This window comes from Agrobacterium sp. S7/73 (genome assembly GCF_019355535.1).
In the GTDB taxonomy this organism is placed as follows: domain Bacteria; phylum Pseudomonadota; class Alphaproteobacteria; order Rhizobiales; family Rhizobiaceae; genus Agrobacterium; species Agrobacterium tumefaciens.
The window spans coordinates 2,546,857-2,565,813 of the sequence record NZ_CP072136.1 but is presented as its reverse complement, the minus strand read 5'-3'; the positions used below and the strand labels follow the sequence as shown (position 1 = coordinate 2,565,813).

General features: G+C 58.3%; 17 protein-coding genes and 1 tRNA gene. 12 read left to right on the top strand and 6 right to left on the bottom strand.

The features are described 5' to 3' along the window. Positions 1-84: 84 nt before the first annotated feature. The 3 genes from J5276_RS12765 to J5276_RS12755 all read left to right on the top strand — a co-directional run bounded on the left by J5276_RS12765 (position 85) and on the right by J5276_RS12755 (position 3,779). On the top strand, positions 85-2,274 hold the full coding sequence (locus J5276_RS12765) for a TonB-dependent siderophore receptor (protein ID WP_112178702.1): 2,190 nt from the start codon (positions 85-87) through the stop codon (positions 2,272-2,274). A 102-nt stretch (positions 2,275-2,376) separates the two neighbouring features. After that, complete coding sequence (locus J5276_RS12760) at positions 2,377-3,258, top strand: AraC family transcriptional regulator (RefSeq protein WP_162632881.1); 882 nt, start codon at positions 2,377-2,379, stop codon at positions 3,256-3,258. A 128-nt stretch (positions 3,259-3,386) separates the two neighbouring features. Next, positions 3,387-3,779 (top strand): PRC-barrel domain-containing protein, encoded by a 393-nt coding sequence (locus J5276_RS12755; RefSeq protein WP_111790144.1) that lies wholly within the window; start codon positions 3,387-3,389, stop codon positions 3,777-3,779. A 66-nt stretch (positions 3,780-3,845) separates the two neighbouring features. On the opposite strand, the gene J5276_RS12750 is transcribed toward J5276_RS12755, so the two are convergent. The 4 genes from J5276_RS12750 to J5276_RS12735 form a co-directional block, all read right to left on the bottom strand. Next, the gene (locus J5276_RS12750) at positions 3,846-4,088 is read right to left on the bottom strand and encodes a DUF982 domain-containing protein (RefSeq protein ID WP_003514896.1); all 243 of its coding nucleotides are present in this window, start codon (positions 4,086-4,088) and stop codon (positions 3,846-3,848) included. A gap of 327 nt (positions 4,089-4,415) precedes the next feature. Further along, positions 4,416-4,574: a YqaE/Pmp3 family membrane protein gene (locus J5276_RS12745; protein ID WP_003514897.1), complete on the bottom strand. Its 159-nt coding sequence runs from the start codon at positions 4,572-4,574 to the stop codon at positions 4,416-4,418. Between the two features lie 167 nt (positions 4,575-4,741). Further along, positions 4,742-4,817: transfer RNA gene (locus J5276_RS12740), tRNA-Thr, on the bottom strand. Positions 4,818-4,954: 137 nt separating this feature from the next. Beyond that, a complete protein-coding gene (locus tag J5276_RS12735) occupies positions 4,955-5,917 on the bottom strand; it encodes a nitronate monooxygenase family protein (RefSeq protein ID WP_065661405.1) in 963 nt (320 codons plus the stop codon). Between the two features lie 255 nt (positions 5,918-6,172). On the opposite strand from J5276_RS12735, the gene J5276_RS12730 reads away from it, so the two are divergent. Continuing rightward, entirely contained in the window at positions 6,173-7,318 is a 1,146-nt protein-coding gene (locus J5276_RS12730; RefSeq protein WP_065688366.1) for a hypothetical protein, read from the top strand. Between the two features lie 61 nt (positions 7,319-7,379). Here J5276_RS12730 and ppk2 read toward each other — a convergent pair whose 3' ends face one another. After that, entirely contained in the window at positions 7,380-8,261 is an 882-nt protein-coding gene (gene ppk2, locus J5276_RS12725; RefSeq protein ID WP_003514903.1) for a polyphosphate kinase 2, read from the bottom strand. A 240-nt stretch (positions 8,262-8,501) separates the two neighbouring features. Here ppk2 and phoR point away from each other — a divergent pair, with 240 nt between their 5' ends. The 7 genes from phoR (at position 8,502) to phoB (ending at position 16,438) form a co-directional block, all read left to right on the top strand. Then, on the top strand, positions 8,502-9,761 hold the full coding sequence (gene phoR, locus J5276_RS12720) for a phosphate regulon sensor histidine kinase PhoR (protein WP_046205579.1): 1,260 nt from the start codon (positions 8,502-8,504) through the stop codon (positions 9,759-9,761). Between the two features lie 195 nt (positions 9,762-9,956). Next, positions 9,957-10,991 carry a substrate-binding domain-containing protein gene (locus J5276_RS12715; protein WP_003514907.1) on the top strand — a complete coding sequence of 345 codons (1,035 nt, stop codon included), beginning with the start codon at positions 9,957-9,959 and terminating at the stop codon, positions 10,989-10,991. 274 nt (positions 10,992-11,265) lie between these two features. After that, positions 11,266-12,750, top strand: coding sequence for a phosphate ABC transporter permease subunit PstC (gene pstC / locus J5276_RS12710; RefSeq protein ID WP_003514909.1), 1,485 nt, complete (start codon positions 11,266-11,268; stop codon positions 12,748-12,750). Continuing rightward, entirely contained in the window at positions 12,747-14,069 is a 1,323-nt protein-coding gene (pstA, locus tag J5276_RS12705; protein WP_003514911.1) for a phosphate ABC transporter permease PstA, read from the top strand. Before pstC ends, pstA begins: the two co-directional genes overlap by 4 nt. Before the next feature lie 14 nt (positions 14,070-14,083). After that, positions 14,084-14,899, top strand: coding sequence for a phosphate ABC transporter ATP-binding protein PstB (gene pstB, locus J5276_RS12700; protein WP_003514913.1), 816 nt, complete (start codon positions 14,084-14,086; stop codon positions 14,897-14,899). A gap of 98 nt (positions 14,900-14,997) precedes the next feature. Next, complete coding sequence (gene phoU / locus J5276_RS12695) at positions 14,998-15,723, top strand: phosphate signaling complex protein PhoU (RefSeq protein ID WP_003514921.1); 726 nt, start codon at positions 14,998-15,000, stop codon at positions 15,721-15,723. A gap of 31 nt (positions 15,724-15,754) precedes the next feature. Continuing rightward, positions 15,755-16,438 (top strand): phosphate regulon transcriptional regulator PhoB, encoded by a 684-nt coding sequence (gene phoB / locus J5276_RS12690; RefSeq protein ID WP_003493692.1) that lies wholly within the window; start codon positions 15,755-15,757, stop codon positions 16,436-16,438. Between the two features lie 299 nt (positions 16,439-16,737). On the opposite strand, the gene J5276_RS12685 is transcribed toward phoB, so the two are convergent. Then, positions 16,738-17,271, bottom strand: coding sequence for a GcrA family cell cycle regulator (locus J5276_RS12685; protein WP_003514924.1), 534 nt, complete (start codon positions 17,269-17,271; stop codon positions 16,738-16,740). Between the two features lie 430 nt (positions 17,272-17,701). Between J5276_RS12685 and J5276_RS12680 the strand changes: the two genes are divergently transcribed. After that, positions 17,702-18,904 carry an aspartate aminotransferase family protein gene (locus J5276_RS12680; RefSeq protein ID WP_112154782.1) on the top strand — a complete coding sequence of 401 codons (1,203 nt, stop codon included), beginning with the start codon at positions 17,702-17,704 and terminating at the stop codon, positions 18,902-18,904. Positions 18,905-18,957: the final 53 nt, after the last annotated feature.

Here is an 18,957-nt window from a genome sequence, read left to right as displayed (position 1 = left end):
ATCCTGATGTAAATACTCAGCTTAATTGAGGTGCTGCGGCCTGCCGTATATAAACGTCGGCCGTGATCTGTTTCGGGGCATATCTTGAAAAATTTGCATGAGATGTTTTTGGGCCGCCTGGCTTTGGGAACGGCTGCCATTGTCTTGATGGCGCCATTGGTAGGTCACGCACAGCAGACGACCGTCCTGCGTGAGATCACCGTCGAGGGGCAGGGCGCGGAAAACGCCACCGGTCCGGTCCGGGGGTACGTCGCGAAGAAAAGCGCGACGGGTTCGAAAACTGAGACGGAAACGAAGGACATTCCTCAGTCCGTATCGGTCGTCGGCCGCAAGGAAATGGATGACCGCGGCGTCGTGACCAAGATCGACGAGGTACTGCGCTACACGCCCGGCGTAACGGCGGAACCTTTCGGCACCGACCCAGATACGGACTGGTTTTACATTCGCGGATTCCAGGCAACCCAGACCGGCGTGTTTCTGGATGGGCTGAACCTGTTCAGCTACGGTTTCGGCGGTTTCCAGATGGATGCCTATGGTTTGGAGCGGGTGGAGGTGCTGAAGGGACCGGCTTCGGTGCTCTATGGCGGCGCCAATCCCGGCGGCATCGTGCAGATGGTTCGCAAGCGCCCGCAGGATGAGCCAGTCCGCGAAACGGAAATCGGAATCAACAATTTCGGCAATGCTTTCTTCGGTTTCGATCTCGGCGACAAGGTTGACGGTGAGGGCGTGTGGAAATACCGCGTCACTGGCAAGGTCTCGGGCGGCGATAATTACACCGACTACTCCGAGGATCTGCGTGGCTTCATCATGCCGCAGATCACCTTCGAGCCGGATGCTCAGACCAGTGCCACGCTCTACGGCTATTTCTCGGCGCTGGATCAGGTGCATGTCGGGAATGGCTTCCTACCCTATGTCGGGACTGTGGTTGACGCACCTTTCGGCAAGCTCGACCGCAAGGCCTTTTATGGCGAGCCTGATATCGACAATGGTCGCGTCTACCAGTCCATGGTGGGTTACGAAGTCAGCCACGAATTCGACAATGGCTGGAAGATCAGCCAAAATGCCCGCTACGGCCACCTCTACAAGCACGAAACCGGACCCTATTCGGGCGGCTGGGCCAATACCGACGCCAATGGCCAGCCAATCCTCGATGCCACCACCAATGACTATATGCTGACCCGCTTTGGTTATGACGGCCTGTCGAAGGTCGACAGTTTCGGCGTCGACAACCGCGTCGAAGGCCAGTTCGATACCGGTGCTGTCAGCCATTCGCTGCTCTTCGGTCTCGATTATAAATACTACAAGCTGGATCAGGTGCAGGCGTGCTGCGGATCGAATGCGATCGGTGCGCTCAACCCGGTCTATGGTTCGACGCAGGGAACGAATTTCGTCTACGCCAATAACGTCGTGACGCAGCAGCAGATCGGCATCTATGCACAGGACCAGCTGCGTTTCGGCGATGGCTGGCTGGTAACGCTGAACGGGCGCTACGATTACGTCGATACGGAACTGAACAACAGGCTGCCAGCGGGTGTGTCTCGCCGCTCAAATGACGATGCGCTGAGCGGTCGCGCCGGTCTTGCCTATGAATTCGACAATGGCCTGACGCCCTATGTCTCGGCGGCCACCTTCTTCAATCCGCTCATCGATACACTTGCGGACGGCAGCTCCGCCGTACCCGAGGAAGGACATCAGTTCGAGGCCGGTATCAAATACGAGCCGACCTTCTTCGATGGCAGCATCACCGCCTCTGTCTTCAAGCTGGTGAAGGACAACGCCATCGTTTCCTATACCGCCGGCGGCGTAACGACGAGCGGCCAGTTCGGACAGGTGGAGTCCACCGGCTTCGAGCTGGAGGCGAAGGCCAATCTCACCGACAACTGGAAAACCATCGCCTCCTATTCCTATACCGATCTCGATATCACCAAGGACGCCAATCCTAACCTGATCGGCAAATCGCCGTGGATCGTGCCTGCTCACACCGCGTCGCTTTGGGTGGATTACGCCTTCACCGATGATACGTTTGAAGGCCTCAGCATTGGCGGCGGCGTGCGCTATCAGGGCAAGTCCTGGGCAGATGCGGCAAACACGCTGCGTGTTCCGGATGCTGCGGTCTTCGATGCCGCGATCCGCTACGAGAAGAACGACTGGACGGCATCCGTCAACGTCGCGAATGTCTTCGACAAGGAATACGTCAAGAGTTGCGCCGGCGTCTCGGTTTGCGGCTGGGGTGACAGCCGCACCATCACCTTCAAGCTTTCCAAGAAGTGGTAACGGGTAGCTGGCAGTTGCGGGGAAAATAGTTTGCCCCTATAAACATGAATAATCTTATCATGTTTATAGGGGCGCCTTTGCGCCTTGCGGGATCGAGAGGCCATGGCTTTCCGCGTTCGGATGGAAAATGAGATCGAGGGCTTTGCCGTCATCGGCGGCCCACGCTCGCGGGTGTGGAACGGCATCGTCGCCGATCTCTGGGACGTGCGTTGCGCATCGAAGGCGGGTGGCCGCTATGTCGGCAAGGACCCGCGTTTCGTTTTCCTGCTTGATATGGATGGCACGGATGATGGCCAGTTCATGATGAACCGTAGCCGCCGCGACAATTACGCGTCATCCGAAGCGAACCGCATTTCCTTCGTACCGGCCGACCTGGATGTACATGCGGAACTCAGCAATGTTTCCTTCGTGCGCCATCTCGATCTGCACTTCGATGCGGGATTGTTGGGGGCGCGGCTGGTGCAGGGGTTCGATCCGCACGGGTTGCTCGATCCGCACCTGATGTTCGAGGATGAGCGCCTGCTGGTGCTTGCGCGGCTGATCGCCGCCGAATGTGATAATCCAGACCCTTTGCACGATCTATACGGCGAAAGCCTCGTGCTGGCGCTGTTGACGGATTTCCTCAAGGTGAAGCGGGAGCCGGTCAAAAAACGCAGCAAGCTGGCCTCCTGGCAGTTGAGGGCGGCGACCGATTACATTCGCGAACATTGCTTGCGGTCGATAAGGCTGGAGGAACTGGCAGAACTCACCAACCTGTCGCAATCCCATTTCAGCCACGCCTTCAAGGCGTCGACAGGCGTACCGCCGCATCAATGGCAGATGCAGGCGCGTATCGATCGGGTCAAGGACCTGATGATGCGAACCGACATGGCGCTGACCGACATCGCCATCGCAGCCGGGTTTTCGGATCAGGCGCATTTTTCCCGCGTCTTCCGTAAAATGGTCGGCGTTTCTCCTTCCGTCTGGCAAAAAATCCGCCAATAGGGCTTTTTCCGCGCCTCCTGATCCGCGTCTTCAGTCCGCAGCGCGCGAAAAGCTTCGGAACGAATTTCCGGTGGAGGGGTTTACCAGGCGTAATACTCACGAGGAAAAAACCAAGGAGGAAAGACGTTATGTTGCATCAAGAACCCCGTGCCGGGCAGGACCCTTACGTCAAGGATACACCGAGCCTGATCGCCAGCGACAAGGTTGAAGGCACGCGCGTCTATGGCGCCGATGGTAAGCATATCGGCTCGATCCAGCGGATCATCCTGGAAAAACGCGGCGGCCGTGTCGCTTATGCGGTTTTGAGCTTCGGTGGCTTTTTCGGAATCGGCGACGACTATTATCCGCTGCCGTGGGAAAAGTTGCATTATGACGAAGAGCTTGACGGCTATCGCATCGATCTTACTAAAGAGCAGATCGAAAATGCGCCTCACTTCGCCAACCTGGACGACGACGACCTGCTGCATTCGCGAGACCGCAAGGTTTACGACTACTACGGCGTCGCACCTTACTGGATGTAGATCGAACGAAATATAGCAAGCATGAAAATGGCCCCTTTCGAGGGGCCATTTGTCGTCTGAATATGGTCAGTGCGGATTTTTCTGCATCTCGGAAACCGCATCGGTAAAGCACTTTCGCGCTTCCTCCGGCGATTTGCGTCCATCAAGCGCAGCGCGGCAGGCGCTTCTGGCTCTCACGAAACTCAATCCGCGAATTTTGGGCCAGCCTTCCGTCAATAACATCAGTGCCTCGAACGGGCCGGCGATAACGCTTTTGCCCTTCGCCTCGAGATTGACCTCGACAGGCTCTGTCCATCTCTCGTTCTTCATCGTGCACCTCCCAGAGCAACGCGATCCCGAAATACACCCGACAGCAAAGCAACCCATGAACGCAGCCGTGTGTTACCGCTGATTAGAATAAGCGCAAGCGATCGAATTGACAACGGTGATCAACGAAAGCCGAAAAACGAAAGAATCGCCAGAACGATGACGACGAGGCCCACGATGTAGATGATCTGGTTCATGATTTTCTCCTTAGCTGGTGTCATCACCATAACGTGAGGGAGAAGATGAGGTTCCAGTCGGAATTACGAATTTAATCACGTACTAAAATATTGTGCGCATCTGATGGTTGTTCCGTCATATGCCGCGCAAATCTCATTTGCGCAGGATCACCCAGATCGCGTGAATGATGCCGGGAATGTAACCGCAAAGCGTGAGCAGGATATTCAACCAGAAATGCAGGCCAAGTCCGACCTGGAGAAACACGCCAACCGGCGGAAGAATGATGGCGATGAGAATACGAAGGACATCCACGATGGCAAGCTTTCCATTTGATTGCGACTTGCTGCTCAACGTGCGGAGGCCTGTTTGGTTTCAAAGGTTTTATGATTGCAGCAGCAGCGCCAAATGACGATTTCCGCCAGTGGACAACGCCGCGTCAAAGACAACTCAATGTCGGAAATGAATTTTTTGGGAAGAAATGGTGCCGCTTACGTGACTCGAACACGTGACCCCGTCATTACGAATGACGTGCTCTACCAACTGAGCTAAAGCGGCCCGATTGTGACCCGTTTGTTACGGATCAGCTTCATGGCGGGCTGATACAGGCAATGCTGACGGATTTCAAGCCTTGAATGCGCGGGTTTCGAAAAATCCGAAAAAAAGCTTTGCCTGCCCGTTGTTTATAAGTGGCCTCAGCCTCTCGCGCAGATGCGCTGTCTGGCTGCCTCATACTCGCGTACCAGCCGATCGACGAGGTCAGCCACCGGCTCCACCACCTTGACCGCGCCGATGCCTTGTCCGGCGCCCCAGATATCCTTCCAGGCCTTTGCGCCGCCGGTGGCGGTTTCGAAGTCCATCTTGGAAGGGTCCGCTTCCGGCAGGTTGTCGGGGTCCATGCCTGAGGCGACGATCGAGCTTTTCAGGTAGTTGCCGTGTACGCCCGTGAAATAGTTCGAATAAACGATGTCCTTGGCCTGTGCCTCCACGATCGCCTGCTTGTAAGCGTCGGAGGCCCGGGCTTCCTGCGTCGCGATGAAGGGGGAGCCTATATAGGCCATATCCGCGCCCATGGCCTGCGCCGCAAGGATGGAGCCGCCATTGGCGATGGCGCCAGCCAGCAGCAGGGGGCCATCAAACCATTCGCGGATTTCCTGAACCAGGGCGAAGGGCGAAAGCGTGCCCGCATGTCCGCCGGCACCCGTTGCCACTGCAATCAGCCCGTCCGCGCCCTTACGGATGGCGGAGCGGGCGTGGCGATCGTTGATGACATCATGCAGCACGATACCGCCATAGGAATGCACGGCCGCATTGACTTCCGGTACTGCACCAAGCGAGGAAATCACCACCGGCACCTTGTATTTGACGCAGAGGCCGAGATCGTGTTCCAGCCGCCGGTTGGACATATGTACGATCTGGTTGACGGCGAAAGGAGCGGCCGGGCGCTCGGGGTTGGCCCTGTTGTGGGCGGCCAGCTCCTCGGTGATCATTGCCAGCCATTCGTCCAGCTGGCTTTCGGGCCGCGCATTCAGCGCCGGGAAAGCGCCGATGACGCCCGCCTTGCATTGCGCCAGCGTCAATTGCGGATGCGAAATAATGAATAGCGGTGACGCTATGACCGGAAGACGCAGATTGTCTTTCAGCACGGACGGCAGCATGTCTCCTCCCACGGATTACGTTTACGCGCACGTAAGTCAATATCGTGTTCGGTGGCGGATTGAAAGCGAAAACAGCGTCGCACTGGCCCGCCGGACCTGCGCTCGCAGCGCCACAATGGATCGATTTTCCCCAAGGCAATCCGGTCTTTATCGCAAACGATGCTTGCGGAGGCGCGGCATAGCCGTTACCGAATCGTAAACCAATGGCGCACTGCCACATATTTTTTGCGAAGAGCAGTAGAATAAGGATCGGTCGTGAGCGGACTGGAAACGGCAATCAGAAATGCTCTGGAAAAATCGGACAGATCGAACGCCGAAGTTCGTGCACGAATTTACCAATCGTCCCGTCAGGCACTGGAAGCGGGCCTGCGCAAGCAGGGCATAGACGACCCGCAGATTGTGGGCCAGCAGCGCCAGCGGCTCGAAAGCCTGATCCATGTTATAGAGAACGAAGAGCGGAACCGTCTTCTGGACAGGGTGGAGCAGCAGTTGCGGCCGCCTGTGCCGGAAAGTGCGGCGCATGACGGCCCCTCGGTCGATCCCGTCTCACAATCGCAGCATCACGGCGATATGGCCGTCGAGCCGGAATTGCGTGGCGAAACGCGCGATGTGCGGCCGGGCGCCGCTGCGGCTCCGGAACCGCTGAGTGCTGGACGTCGTAGTGGAAAACCGCCAAGGAGAGGCTCCAGCGCAGGTGACGCCTCGCTCGCGTTTCGTCCGGAAGGTGCCGTTGGCCGCCGCAAGCGTCGCGGACTTTTCGCCCGGCTTTTCATGCTCGTGACACTGCTTGCCTTTGTAGGTTTCGGCGCCTGGTGGGTCTATTCCTCCGGCCTGCTGCTCACGCCGGAGCAGCGCGATACCAGCGTGCCCAATCCGCCGGCACAAGTCCAGGCGGAGGACTTCAACGGTACCGAGCCCGCGCCGAGCCTTTCCGCCGGCCGCGGTTTTTCCGACGACTGGGTGGAAGTATTTAATGCGGAGCGCGGCAGTTCCGGAGTTTCGGCAGGCTCCCGCGCCAGTGTCGAGAACATCGCCACACCCGCCGGCAAGGCGATACGGGTGACGTCGAGAAGCGTCTCTCAGGACGGCGCAATCAGCGTCGAGGTTCCGGTGGAAGTGATGCGCGACATGGCGGGTAAATCCTCGACCATCTCGATCACGCTGCAATCCTCCAGCGATCGGCAAACTCAGGTTTCCGTAGCATGCGATTTCGCCACGTTGGGCGATTGCTCCCGTCACCGTTTCACGGCAACGGCCGAGCGTGCGGATATGCTGCTGAACACGACGTTCGAGCGTTCGCTTGCCCCGAATGCGCCCGGCAAGATCTTCATCAACAGCGATATCGATGGCAATGCCCGCCCGGTGAACCTGTACTCCGTGCGCATTTTGCCGGGTCAGTAAGAATCCAGCAAGAAGAGGGAACAAGCGCCGCAGCCGGGGCGCTTGTTGACATCTCCCAGTCTTATTTCAGAAAACCCGGTCCTGATCCAAGGATCTTGTCGTCGATTTCGCCAATCGCCTTTTTGTCCTTGCCGTCGTAGTCAAGCGTATTGAGGATGTGGCGAATGAGGTTCACCCTCGCACGGCGTTTGTCGTTGGCGCGCACCACCGTCCACGGGGCGACATCGGTGTGGGTCTTTTCCAGCATCTCGTCGCGCTTTTGTGTGTAGTCGTCCCACTTCGTCAGCGCGGCGATATCCATGTCGGAAAGCTTCCAGCATTTCAGCGGGCTGTGGCGACGGTCATGGAAGCGCTCGATCTGCGTTTCGCGGCCGATATCAAGCCAGAACTTGAACAGATGAACACCCTCATGGACCAGCATCTTTTCGAGGCGTGGTGTTTCCTTGAGAAAGCGCTTGTGCTCTTCCGGGGTGCAGAAGCCCATGACAGGCTCCACCCCGGCGCGGTTATACCAGGAACGGTCGAAGAGGACGAATTCTCCAGCCGTCGGGAAATGCGAGATATAGCGCTGGAAATACCATTGGCCACGCTCGGTCTCGGTTGGTTTGGTCAGCGCCACGACACGGGCATAGCGGGGGTTGAGGTAAGCGTGGGCCGCAAAGATCGCGCCGCCCTTTCCGGCGGCATCGCGTCCTTCGAAGACTGCCATCACTCGTTTGCCGGTGGCCTGCAGCCAGAACTGCACCTTGACCAGCTCTACCTGCAGGGCCTCGAGGGTGGCGTCGTATTCCTCCCGCTTCATCTTTTTGTCGTAAGGAAAATCTCCGGCGGAAAGCTTTTTTTCCTCCACCCAGTCGGGAAGAACCGGATCGTCGATGTCGAAGCTGCGCAGCTTGCCGCCAATGGTGATCTCCACCGATCGCTTCTTCGTTTCTTCGCCCATGCTTTCCTCCTGATGTTGTTGTGTAAAGGCAACTCGCTGCCAATGAGTTCATATCCACCCGCATAATTCAAGTGAAAGAGGATTGGTTAGCCGGAGTGCTACCGCAGTGACGATTGCGGCGCAGATTTTGCGCATATACGCTGTGGAAAATACGCGATGATGAATCTCTGTCATGAAGCTGGCCTATGAGACTCCGATGCGCTGTCAGGTGAAAGTGGAAAGTGTGCTGAAATGGCAGTCATGAAAGGCGAGAGCGGATTGAAGCTTTTTGCGAAAAAGCTTGGCCGAAACTGGTTGCCTGTTCTCGTCGTCAGCATGCTTGCAGTCGCTGCCGTTTCTGAGTTGCAAACGCCCTACATGCCCGCCGTCCTGTGGCTCTGTGCCGTCATCGCTATTTTGACCGCCCGGCAAAAGCCGGAGGAGCCGGCTAAGGATGAAACCGCAGCTGCTGAGGCGGAAGAACCTGATGTGCCCGGCGAAAACGTCATTTCCGGGGTGAGGGCGGGTCTGGCCGTTCTGGATACGCCGGTCTTCATCCTCGATAAAAACGCAGGCGTTCTTTATCAGAACGGCGCGGCGGAACGCGCCTTTGGCCAGCTTCCGGCCGGCGCGCATATTTCCGCCCGGCTGCGTTCGCCGGGCTTGCTGGATGTCATTCGCGAGACCATCACCACCGGCCAGCCCAACCAGGTCGAGCATTCCGAGCGTTTTCCCTCAGAGCGGGTCTTCATCGTCCGCATTGCCCGGGCGGATGCGGGAGAGGCAGCGGGTCCACCGTTCTACATACTTTCGTTCCGCGATGTTTCGGAGCTTCGCCGCATCGACCGCATGCGCAGCGACTTCGTCGCCAATGCAAGCCATGAATTGCGCACCCCGCTCGCCTCGCTGCGCGGTTTCATCGAAACCATGCAGGGGCCGGCCCGCAACGACCCCAAAGCGCAGGAACGTTTCCTCGCCATCATGCTGGATCAGGCCACACGCATGAGCAGGCTGGTGGATGACCTCATGTCGCTTTCAAGGCTGGAATTGCGGGCGAATATTGCGCCGGACCAGAAGGTCGATCTCGTCCCAGTCATCGGCCATGTGCGGGATGCGTTGCTGCCGCTCGCCAACGAGCTGGATGTGGTTATTACGCTGCATCTGCCCGACCGGCCGGCAGAAGTGCAGGGCGACCGCGACGAGCTGGTGCAAGTGTTTCAGAACCTCGTTGAAAATGCTTGTAAATATGGCCAGGAAGGCAAGGTCGTGGATGTCTGGCTGCGTGCCGAACCCGGTAAGCCGGTGGAGGTGAGCGTCATTGACAAGGGGCCGGGCATTCCTGCTGAACATGTGCCGCGTCTGACGGAACGGTTTTACCGCGTCAGTGTCGCTGACAGTCGCTCCAAAAAAGGGACCGGCCTCGGGCTTGCCATCGTCAAGCACATCCTCACCCGCCACCGCGCCCGCCTCATCATTAAATCGGAACTGGGCAATGGCACGGACTTTACCGTCAGATTCTGACATAGAGTATGTTCCAGTCTTTAGCTTCGAAAAATTTTATAAATAAAATCAATAATTTAGGCTGTCACAAATCTTTCACCGAAGTGACATAAAAGGAAGTGGTTACGGTGGTTAAGAAGAGACCGCCGAGCGCATGCTAAGAGCGTCTGCCGCTATCGGCTGCGTCCACAAACAAGCCCACGACGGGAGAGACAAATGAACTTCGTTAAATTTTCCGCAGCAGCTCTGGTGGCTTCTGTCGCCTTCGCTGGCGCCGCCGCTGCTCGCGACCAGATCCAGGTTGCTGGTTCCTCCACGGTTCTGCCCTATGCCAAGATCGTTGCCGAAACTTTTGCTGAGACTTTCCCGAACTTCAAGGCTCCGGTTGTTGAGTCTGGCGGCACGGGCGGCGGTCTGAAGGCGTTCTGCTCCGGCGTCGGCGAAGGCACCATCGACATTGCAAACGCTTCGCGCCCGATCAAGAGCGACGAACTTGCCGCTTGTAAGGCCGCTGGCGTTGCCGACGTTCAGGAAGTGAAGATCGGCTACGACGGCATCGTCTTCGCGATGGACTCTTCCAACAAGGACATCAAGCTCGAGCCGAAGGATCTGTACCTCGCGCTCGCCGCTGAAATCGTCAAGGATGGCAAGCTCGTTGCCAACCCTTACAAGAAGTGGTCGGAAATCAACAAGGAACTGCCTGATGTAGCGATCGCCGCTTACATTCCGGGTTCCAAGCACGGCACACGTGAAGTCTTCGAAGAGAAGATCATGGCTGACGGCTGCAAGGAAGCCAAGGCGACCGACGCCATCAAGGCGCTGATCACCGACGCCAAGCAGGCTGCTGCCAAGTGCGTTGCAGTTCGCAAGGACGGCGCTGCAGTCGACATCGACGGCGACTACACCGAGACGCTTGCCCGCATCGACGCCAACAAGACCGGCCTCGGCGTTTTCGGCCTCGCATTTTACGAGAACAACGCTGACCGCCTGAAGGTTGCGACCGTCAGCGGCGTTGTTCCGTCCACGGAAACCGTTGCCAGCGGCAAGTACCCGGTTTCGCGCCCGCTGTTCTTCTACGTGAAGAAGGCTCACCTGGGCGTTATCCCGGGCCTCAAGGAATATGTCGAGTTCTTCGTTTCTGACGAAATGATCGGCCCCGACTCTCCGCTCGCAAACTACGGCCTCGTTGCCGCTCCGGAAAAAGAACGCGAAGAAATTCGCTCCAAGTTCGCTGCCGGCGCTTCGATGTAATAAACAAGGAGGGGTGCGGCCTGCCGCACCCCTCTCTCCGCTCCGGTACCGTTGTGCTTAAGGCGGCTGTCTACGGTTGACAGTTCCCATCCATCGCCGTCCACATAATTGTTGATGGATTACAGATGGATAGGATGTATCAACCTTGACGCTTGCCAGACTTTGTTACAGTCAGGCGGCAAGCATCTCTGGATGGTCCAGCGGTCTCGTTTTGATGACTTTTTGATTTGCCCGATATCGCACCGTGCTCTTGAGGCACGACGAGGGAACTCTAATGAACACATCGATCCTTTTGCTGATACTGGTGTTGATCGGCATCGGCAGTTATCTGCTCGGCAGCCGCCGCGCCGTTGCTTTGTCTGGTGGGCGTCCCTCCAGCATGCATTCCCGTGCCGGTTATCACGGTTCCTACGCTGTCGTCTGGGCGGTGCTGCCTGCAGCGCTCATTCTCTGTATCTGGCTTGTTATCAGCCCGCTGATCGTTACCTCTGCGGTGCGTGGCGAATTTCCCGAAGATGTGCGCTCCCAATCCGAAGCGCAGCAGAGCCTGACCTATGGCATGGTAACGTCCATCGCCCGCGGTCTTCAACGTCTGACGCCGGAAGAAACCGCAAAGGTTGATGCGGATACGGCTGCGGTAAGATCGCTTCTTGCATCGAAGGGCGTGGCAATTGCCGGCGAACCCCAGCGTTTCATGGTCGATGCCGCCCAGACGCTGAATGCGATGACCTCCACCAGCCGCCTGGGCATGATCGCCACCGTGCTGCTGGCCGCATTCGCCGGTGCCGCTTATGCACTGCGTTCAATCGCGCCGCGTTTTCGGGCGCGCAACAGGGTGGAGCGGGTCATTCTCGCGGCTCTGGTCGTCGCGTCGTCCATCGCCATCCTGACGACCATCGGCATCGTCCTTTCGATGCTTTCAGAAGCAATCCAGTTCTTCACCATGGTTCCGGCGCACCAGTTCTTCTTCGGAACGGTATGGGATCCGCGTTTTGCCGCTGCCGGTGCGACCGACTCTTCCGGCCAGTTCGGCCTGATCCCGCTGCTCGCCGGCACGCTCTATATCGGTTTCGTCGCAATGCTGGTCGCCGTTCCGGTCGGGCTGTTTTCGGCGATCTATATGTCGGAATATGCGACGCCGCGCCTTCGCTCGATTGTAAAGCCGCTGCTCGAGGTGCTCGCGGGCATCCCGACAATCGTCTACGGCTTCTTCGCGCTGACGACCGTTGGTCCTTTCCTGCGAGACATTTCCACGCAGATCAGCGGTCTTGCGACAGGCAACTACGCCAACTTCATCCAGGCGCAGAGCGTCATCACCGCCGGCTTCGTCATGGGCATCATGCTGATCCCTTATGTTTCGTCGCTGTCTGACGACATCATCACCGCCGTGCCGCGTTCGCTGCGCGATGGCTCTCTCGGTCTCGGCGCCACGCGCTCTGAGACCATCAAGAAGGTCATCCTTCCCGCCGCTCTTCCCGGCATCGTCGGCGCCGTGCTGATGACGGCGTCGCGTGCGATCGGCGAGACCATGATCGTAGTTCTTGCGGCTGGCGTCGCTGCCCGCCTGCAGCTCAACCCCTTCGAACCCATGACAACAGTGACGGTCAAGATTGTCAGCCAGCTGACGGGTGACCTTGAGTTTACCTCGCCGCAAACGCTGGTGGCCTTCGCGCTGGGCATAACTCTTTTTGCAATCACGCTTTGCCTGAATATCTACGCGCTTTACATCGTGCGCAAATACCGGGAGCAATATGAATGACCGACATCGTTTCCCCGGCGGCCGGTGCTGCCGCCGTGAACAAGGCCACGCGCCGTGATATCGGCATCAAGCGTCGCTATGCTGCTGAACGCCGCTTCCGCGCCTATGGATTGGCAGCAATCTCGTTCGGCCTCATCTTCCTCTTTCTGCTGCTCTGGTCGGTCGTATCCAAGGGTCACACCGCCTTCCAGCAGACGATGATCACCGTTCCGGTCGAGTTTTCCGAACTGATCATCGATCCAAAGAACGAGCGCGCAACCAATCCCGCAAAGCTGATGACGGCCAACTACCCCGTCCTCGCCCGTGATGCAGTGGCCAAGGTTCTCGGCGTCGCGCCGACGGATAAGGCCGGTCTTCGCGCCGTCAACGTCATGATCTCCGACAGCGTACGCACCCAGTTGCGTGATATCGTCGTCGCCGATCCGTCCGTCATCGGCACCACGCGCAGCGTCACGCTTCTGGCGTCGGGTGATGTCGACAGCGCCTTCAAGGGCCAGGTCGACATGTCGGGGGATGAAGCAAACCGCCGTATCTCGAACCAGCAGCTCGGCTGGATGAACCAGCTCGTGGAAAGCGGACAGCTTGGCAAGCATTTCAATACCGGCATCTTCGTCAACGGCGCTTCGAGCCGTCCGGAAGCCGCGGGTGTTGGAGTTGCGCTGATCGGCTCGTTCTACATGATGCTGATCGTGCTGGTGCTGTCGCTGCCGATCGGTGTTGCGGCCTCCATCTATCTGGAGGAATTTGCCCCCAAGAACCGTTTGACGGACCTTATCGAGGTCAACATCAACAATCTGGCGGCTGTTCCCTCCATTGTTTACGGTCTGCTCGGTCTCTCCGTCTTTATCAACTTCATGGGCTTTCCACGCTCGGCCTCGCTGGTCGGCGGCCTCGTCCTGACGCTGATGACCCTGCCGACGATCATCATCGCCACCCGTGCTGCATTGAAGGCCGTGCCGCCGTCGATCCGCGCCGCCGCACTTGGTCTTGGCGCTTCCAAGATGCAGACGATTTTCCATCACGTCCTGCCGCTGGCAATGCCTGGCATTCTGACCGGCACCATCATCGGTCTCGCCCACGCGCTGGGCGAAACGGCGCCGCTGCTTCTGATCGGCATGGTGGCATTCGTCGCGAACTATCCGACAACGCCTATGGATCCGTCCACGGCCCTGCCGGTGCAGATTTACATGTGGGCGAACGAAGCTGAGCGTGCCTTTGTCGAACGGACATCTGGCGCTATCATCATCCTGCTTCTGTTCCTCATTCTCATGAATGTTGGCGCAATCCTGTTGCGTCGCCGCTTTGAGCGGCGCTGGTAGAGGGAGCTAGAGCAATGAACATGTTGTCGGAAGCAGCAGTTGAAAAGGCGCTGGACAAGAAAATGAATGAAGTCTCATACAAGATGATCGGCAAGGATGTTTCGGTTTATTACGGCGAAAAGCGCGCGCTTTACGACGTGAACCTCAATGTCCGCGAAAACACGGTGACTGCACTTATCGGCCCGTCCGGTTGCGGTAAATCCACTTTCCTGCGCACCTTGAACCGCATGAACGACACGATCGACGGTTGCCGGGTCACCGGCAAGATCACGCTCGATACCGACGATATCTACGATCAGCAGATCGACGTCGTGGAACTGCGTGCCCGCGTCGGCATGGTGTTCCAGAAGCCGAACCCGTTTCCGAAGACGATTTATGAGAACATCGCCTACGGCCCGCGTATCCACGGTCTCGCCCGCAACAAGGCGGATATGGACCAGATCGTCGAGCATAGCCTGCAGAAAGCGGGTCTCTGGAACGAGGTGAAGGATCGTTTGCTGGAATCCGGCACGGGTCTCTCCGGTGGCCAGCAGCAGCGTCTGTGCATCGCACGCGCGGTTGCCGTCAGCCCGGAAGTGATCCTGATGGACGAGCCGTGCTCGGCGCTGGATCCGATCGCGACTGCGAAGGTCGAGGAACTGATCCACGAACTGCGCACCAACTACACCATCGTCATCGTCACGCACTCCATGCAGCAGGCGGCGCGCGTTTCCCAGCGTACGGCCATGTTCCATCTTGGTCATCTTGTCGAAGAAAACGAAACCGACAAGATGTTCACCAATCCGGACGACCAGCGCACGCAGGACTACATCATGGGCCGCTTCGGCTGATCCCCGGCCGGTGCTTTATCGTAACCGTACAAGACTGGTGCCTCTGCCGTGCCCCGCTGTTGGGCACGCGCATGCAGGCCAAGCCGGAGGAATAGACCATGACACAGACAACGACCCATTCGCATATCCTGTCTGCCTATGACGACGAACTGAAGTTTCTGACGCGCCGCATCGCCGAAATGGGCGGTCTTGCCGAGCAGATGTGCGGTGACGCCGTGCGCGCACTCGTCAATTCCGATGCTGCGCTCGCGCAGAAAGTCATTTCGGACGATACCATTCTCGACCACGCTGAGCGCGAAATTGGCGACAAGGCGATCGTAACCATCGCCAAGCGTCAGCCGATGGCGGCAGACCTTCGCGAGATCATCGGCACCCTGCGTATCGCCGCCGATCTCGAACGCGTCGGCGATCTTGGCAAGAACACGGCCAAGCGCGTTATCGCTGTCGCCGGCACCGGCGTTCCGCGCAAGCTCGCCCGCGGCATCGAGCATCTGTCCGACCTGGCGCTGGTGCAGCTCAAGGAAGTCCTCGACGTCTATTCCACGCGCTCCGCCGAAAAGGCCAATGCGATCCGTGAACGCGACGAGGAAATCGATGCCATGTACACGTCGCTCTTCCGGGAGCTTCTGACCTACATGATGGAAGACCCGCGCAACATCACCACTTGCACGCATCTTCTGTTCTGCGCCAAGAACATCGAGCGTATCGGCGATCATGCGACGAATATCGCAGAGACGATCTATTACATGACCACCGGCAGCCAGCCGGAGGGCGAGCGTCCGAAGGACGACAGTTCCAACACGCTTGGTTCGGTGACCGAGTAACAGACAAGCAGAAGCTTGCGGAGTTCAGCATATGGTGCCCAAGATTGCAGTTGTGGAAGACGAGGAAGCGCTGAGCGTCCTGCTTCGTTACAATCTCGAGGCTGAGGGATACGACGTCGACACGATACCCCGTGGCGATGAGGCGGAAATCAGGCTGCAGGAGCGCATTCCGGATCTTCTTATCCTGGACTGGATGTTGCCCGGTGTCTCCGGTATCGAACTGTGCCGGCGCTTGAGAATGCGGCCGGAAACAGAACGCCTGCCCATCATCATGCTGACGGCGCGTGGCGAAGAGAGCGAACGGGTTCGCGGTCTCGCTACCGGCGCTGACGATTATGTCGTCAAGCCGTTCTCGACGCCGGAACTCATGGCCCGGGTCAAGGCCATGTTGCGCCGGGCCCGTCCGGAGGTTCTGTCGTCGGTGCTCAAATGCGGCGATATCGAACTGGACCGCGAGACCCATCGCGTTCACCGCAAAAGCCGCGAAGTGCGTCTCGGCCCGACGGAATTCCGCTTGCTGGAATTCCTGATGACGTCGCCGGGTCGGGTGTTTTCCCGCTCGCAATTGCTGGATGGCGTCTGGGGTCATGATATCTATGTCGACGAGCGCACTGTCGATGTGCATGTCGGACGTCTGCGCAAGGCCCTGAACTTCTCGCACATGCAGGATGTCATCCGCACGGTGCGTGGTGCGGGATATTCGATGGAAGCCTGAGCGAAGCGGAACCAGATAGTTTCGCTGGCGAAGTAGTGCAGCAAAAAATCAGGAAGCCCGAAATCTGAAACGATTTCGGGCTTTTTCTATATGAGTATTCGCCAGACTCGATGCCATTGTCCGTTTTAACCGGAGGAGATCGGCTGCGCGTTGAAATCCGGATTGAAGGGTCACGCCCAATAGTAAGGGGAAAGGGTGTGGCCTGCCATCAAGCCGCCCAGAAAGCGGCTTTATTTTTGTCATAAAAAAACGGGCCCGAAGGCCCATAATTTTTGAGTGCTGAATGCGTGCCGCAACACTCAAGCCTTGCGGCGCTCGCTCACCGGCTGGTAGGCGAGTTTCGCATGGAACTTGCAATAGGGCGAAGATTCCAGCGCTTCACAACCGCAGAAATGGAAGTCGTCCTTCAGCGGATCGCCAACCGGCCATTTGCAGGTGCGCTCGGTCAGTTCCGTCAGCGTCAGGCGACGGGAAATCGGCGTGACAACGTTCTTGGAAGGAACGTAATCGAGCACCTGCGCGGTCTCGATATCGATCTCCTCGTGCAGCGCCGTTGCAGCGTTCGAACGGGTGAGGATACGCGCCGGTGCCGCGTTGACGCGACCTGCGAAAGTCGTCGCGCGCGGGGCAGGGGCAGCTGTGCGCTTCGGCGCGGAGCGTGCCGAAGTCACTGGACCGCCAGCCTTGACGCGTCCCGGCAGATTGAGACGATGGACCTTGCCGATCACGGCATTACGGCTGACGCCGCCCAGCTGCGCTGCAATCTGGCTGGCGCTAAGGCCCTCGGACCACAATTTCTTGAGCTTTTCGACTCGTTCGTCTGTCCAGTTCATGCCGCTTCTCCGCTTGTCGCGTGTATTTTCGGCAGAATCCCTCTCCGTCTCGCGCGCATGCCGCAAGCGTGGTTTCCGCCTGATTTTCGGTGACTAGTTCCGCCGCAATGCAGTCTAGTAATTAGCGATTAACCTAGTGCCAGCCCGACTCCGTGGCAAGAGTCGCGGGAATCATCTGGAATCGATTTTCCGGTTTTCCCCAACTTGCTGGCGTATTGAGTCTGAAAGGCAACACCTTGGGGCTGGCCCGCCGCCGCATACTAGTGCTTGAGAAGCCCGGGAAACGCTGACTTTTGTTGACATCGGCAAACGAAGTGACAATAGTGCCCCTGCCGCCGCAAGGCGGCATTTTGATTTTCAGGCGAGGGATAACCCCGCAAGCCTATTGACAACAGTTTGACAGCGCATCTGCGCAAGGAGTGATACAGCCATGGCCGAAGCCGGCGCGCCATTGTTTGATACGTTTTCAAGAGCCCCCCTGCGCTTCGAGCGCGGTGAGGGTGTATGGCTGTTCACGGAAAGCGGCGAGCGATATCTGGATTTTGCGGCCGGTGTCGCTGTCAACTCGCTGGGCCACGCCCATCCTCACCTCGTTGATGCGATCAAGACGCAGGCCGAGAAGGTCTGGCACGTCTCGAACCTTTATGAAGTGCCGGGACAGGAAAAACTCGCCAGGCGCCTGACGGAAGCGACTTTCGCGGACAAGGTATTCTTCACAAATTCAGGCGCGGAAGCCCTGGAATGCGCCATCAAGACCGCCCGCCGTTATCACTATACCAAGGGCCATCCGGAGAAGTTCCGCATCGTGTCCTTCGAAGGCGCTTTCCATGGCCGTACACTGGCGACGATCGCCGCGGGTGGCCAGCAGAAATACCTCGAAGGTTTCGGTCCCAAGGTCGAAGGTTTCGATCAGGTTCCGTTCGGTGATGTCGATGCCCTCAAGGCCGTCATCACGGCTGAGACTGCAGCACTTCTGATCGAGCCCATCCAGGGCGAGGGCGGCATTCGCTCGCCCAGCAAGGAATTCCTGCAAATCCTGCGCGGATTGTGCAACGAGCACGGCCTGCTGCTGATTTTCGATGAGGTCCAGACGGGTGTCGGCCGCACAGGCAAGCTGTTTGCTTATGAACATACCGGTGTTGCGCCCGATATCATGGCGGTCGCCAAGGGTATCGGTGGCGGTTTCCCGCTCGGCGCATGCCTTGCCACGGCAGATGCCGCTTCCGGCATGACGGCGGGCGTACATGGCACCACTTACGGCGGCAACCCGCTGGCCATGGCAGTCGGCAATGCCGTGCTTGACGTCGTTCTCTCCGAAGGTTTTCTCGAGAAGGTCCGTGACGTCGCGCTGGTCTTCCGGCAGGGTCTGGCCTCGCTCAAGGACCGTTATCCTGACGTGATCGAGGAAATTCGCGGCGAAGGCCTGCTTCTGGGCATCAAGGCGAAGATTCCTTCGGGCGAATTGCTGCAGGCCATGCGCGCAGAGCATCTGCTTGGCGTGCCTGCGGGCGACAATGTCATCCGTCTTCTGCCGCCGCTCGTCACCACGGCGGAAGAGGCCCGTGAGGGTCTTGCACGTATCGACGCGGCTGCCGCCTCCCTGACGGTTGCGAAACAGGCAAAAAGCGCCTGAAAAAATCAAGAGCGGGCCTCTCTTCAGGGGCTCGCAAGCATGGGACAGATTAG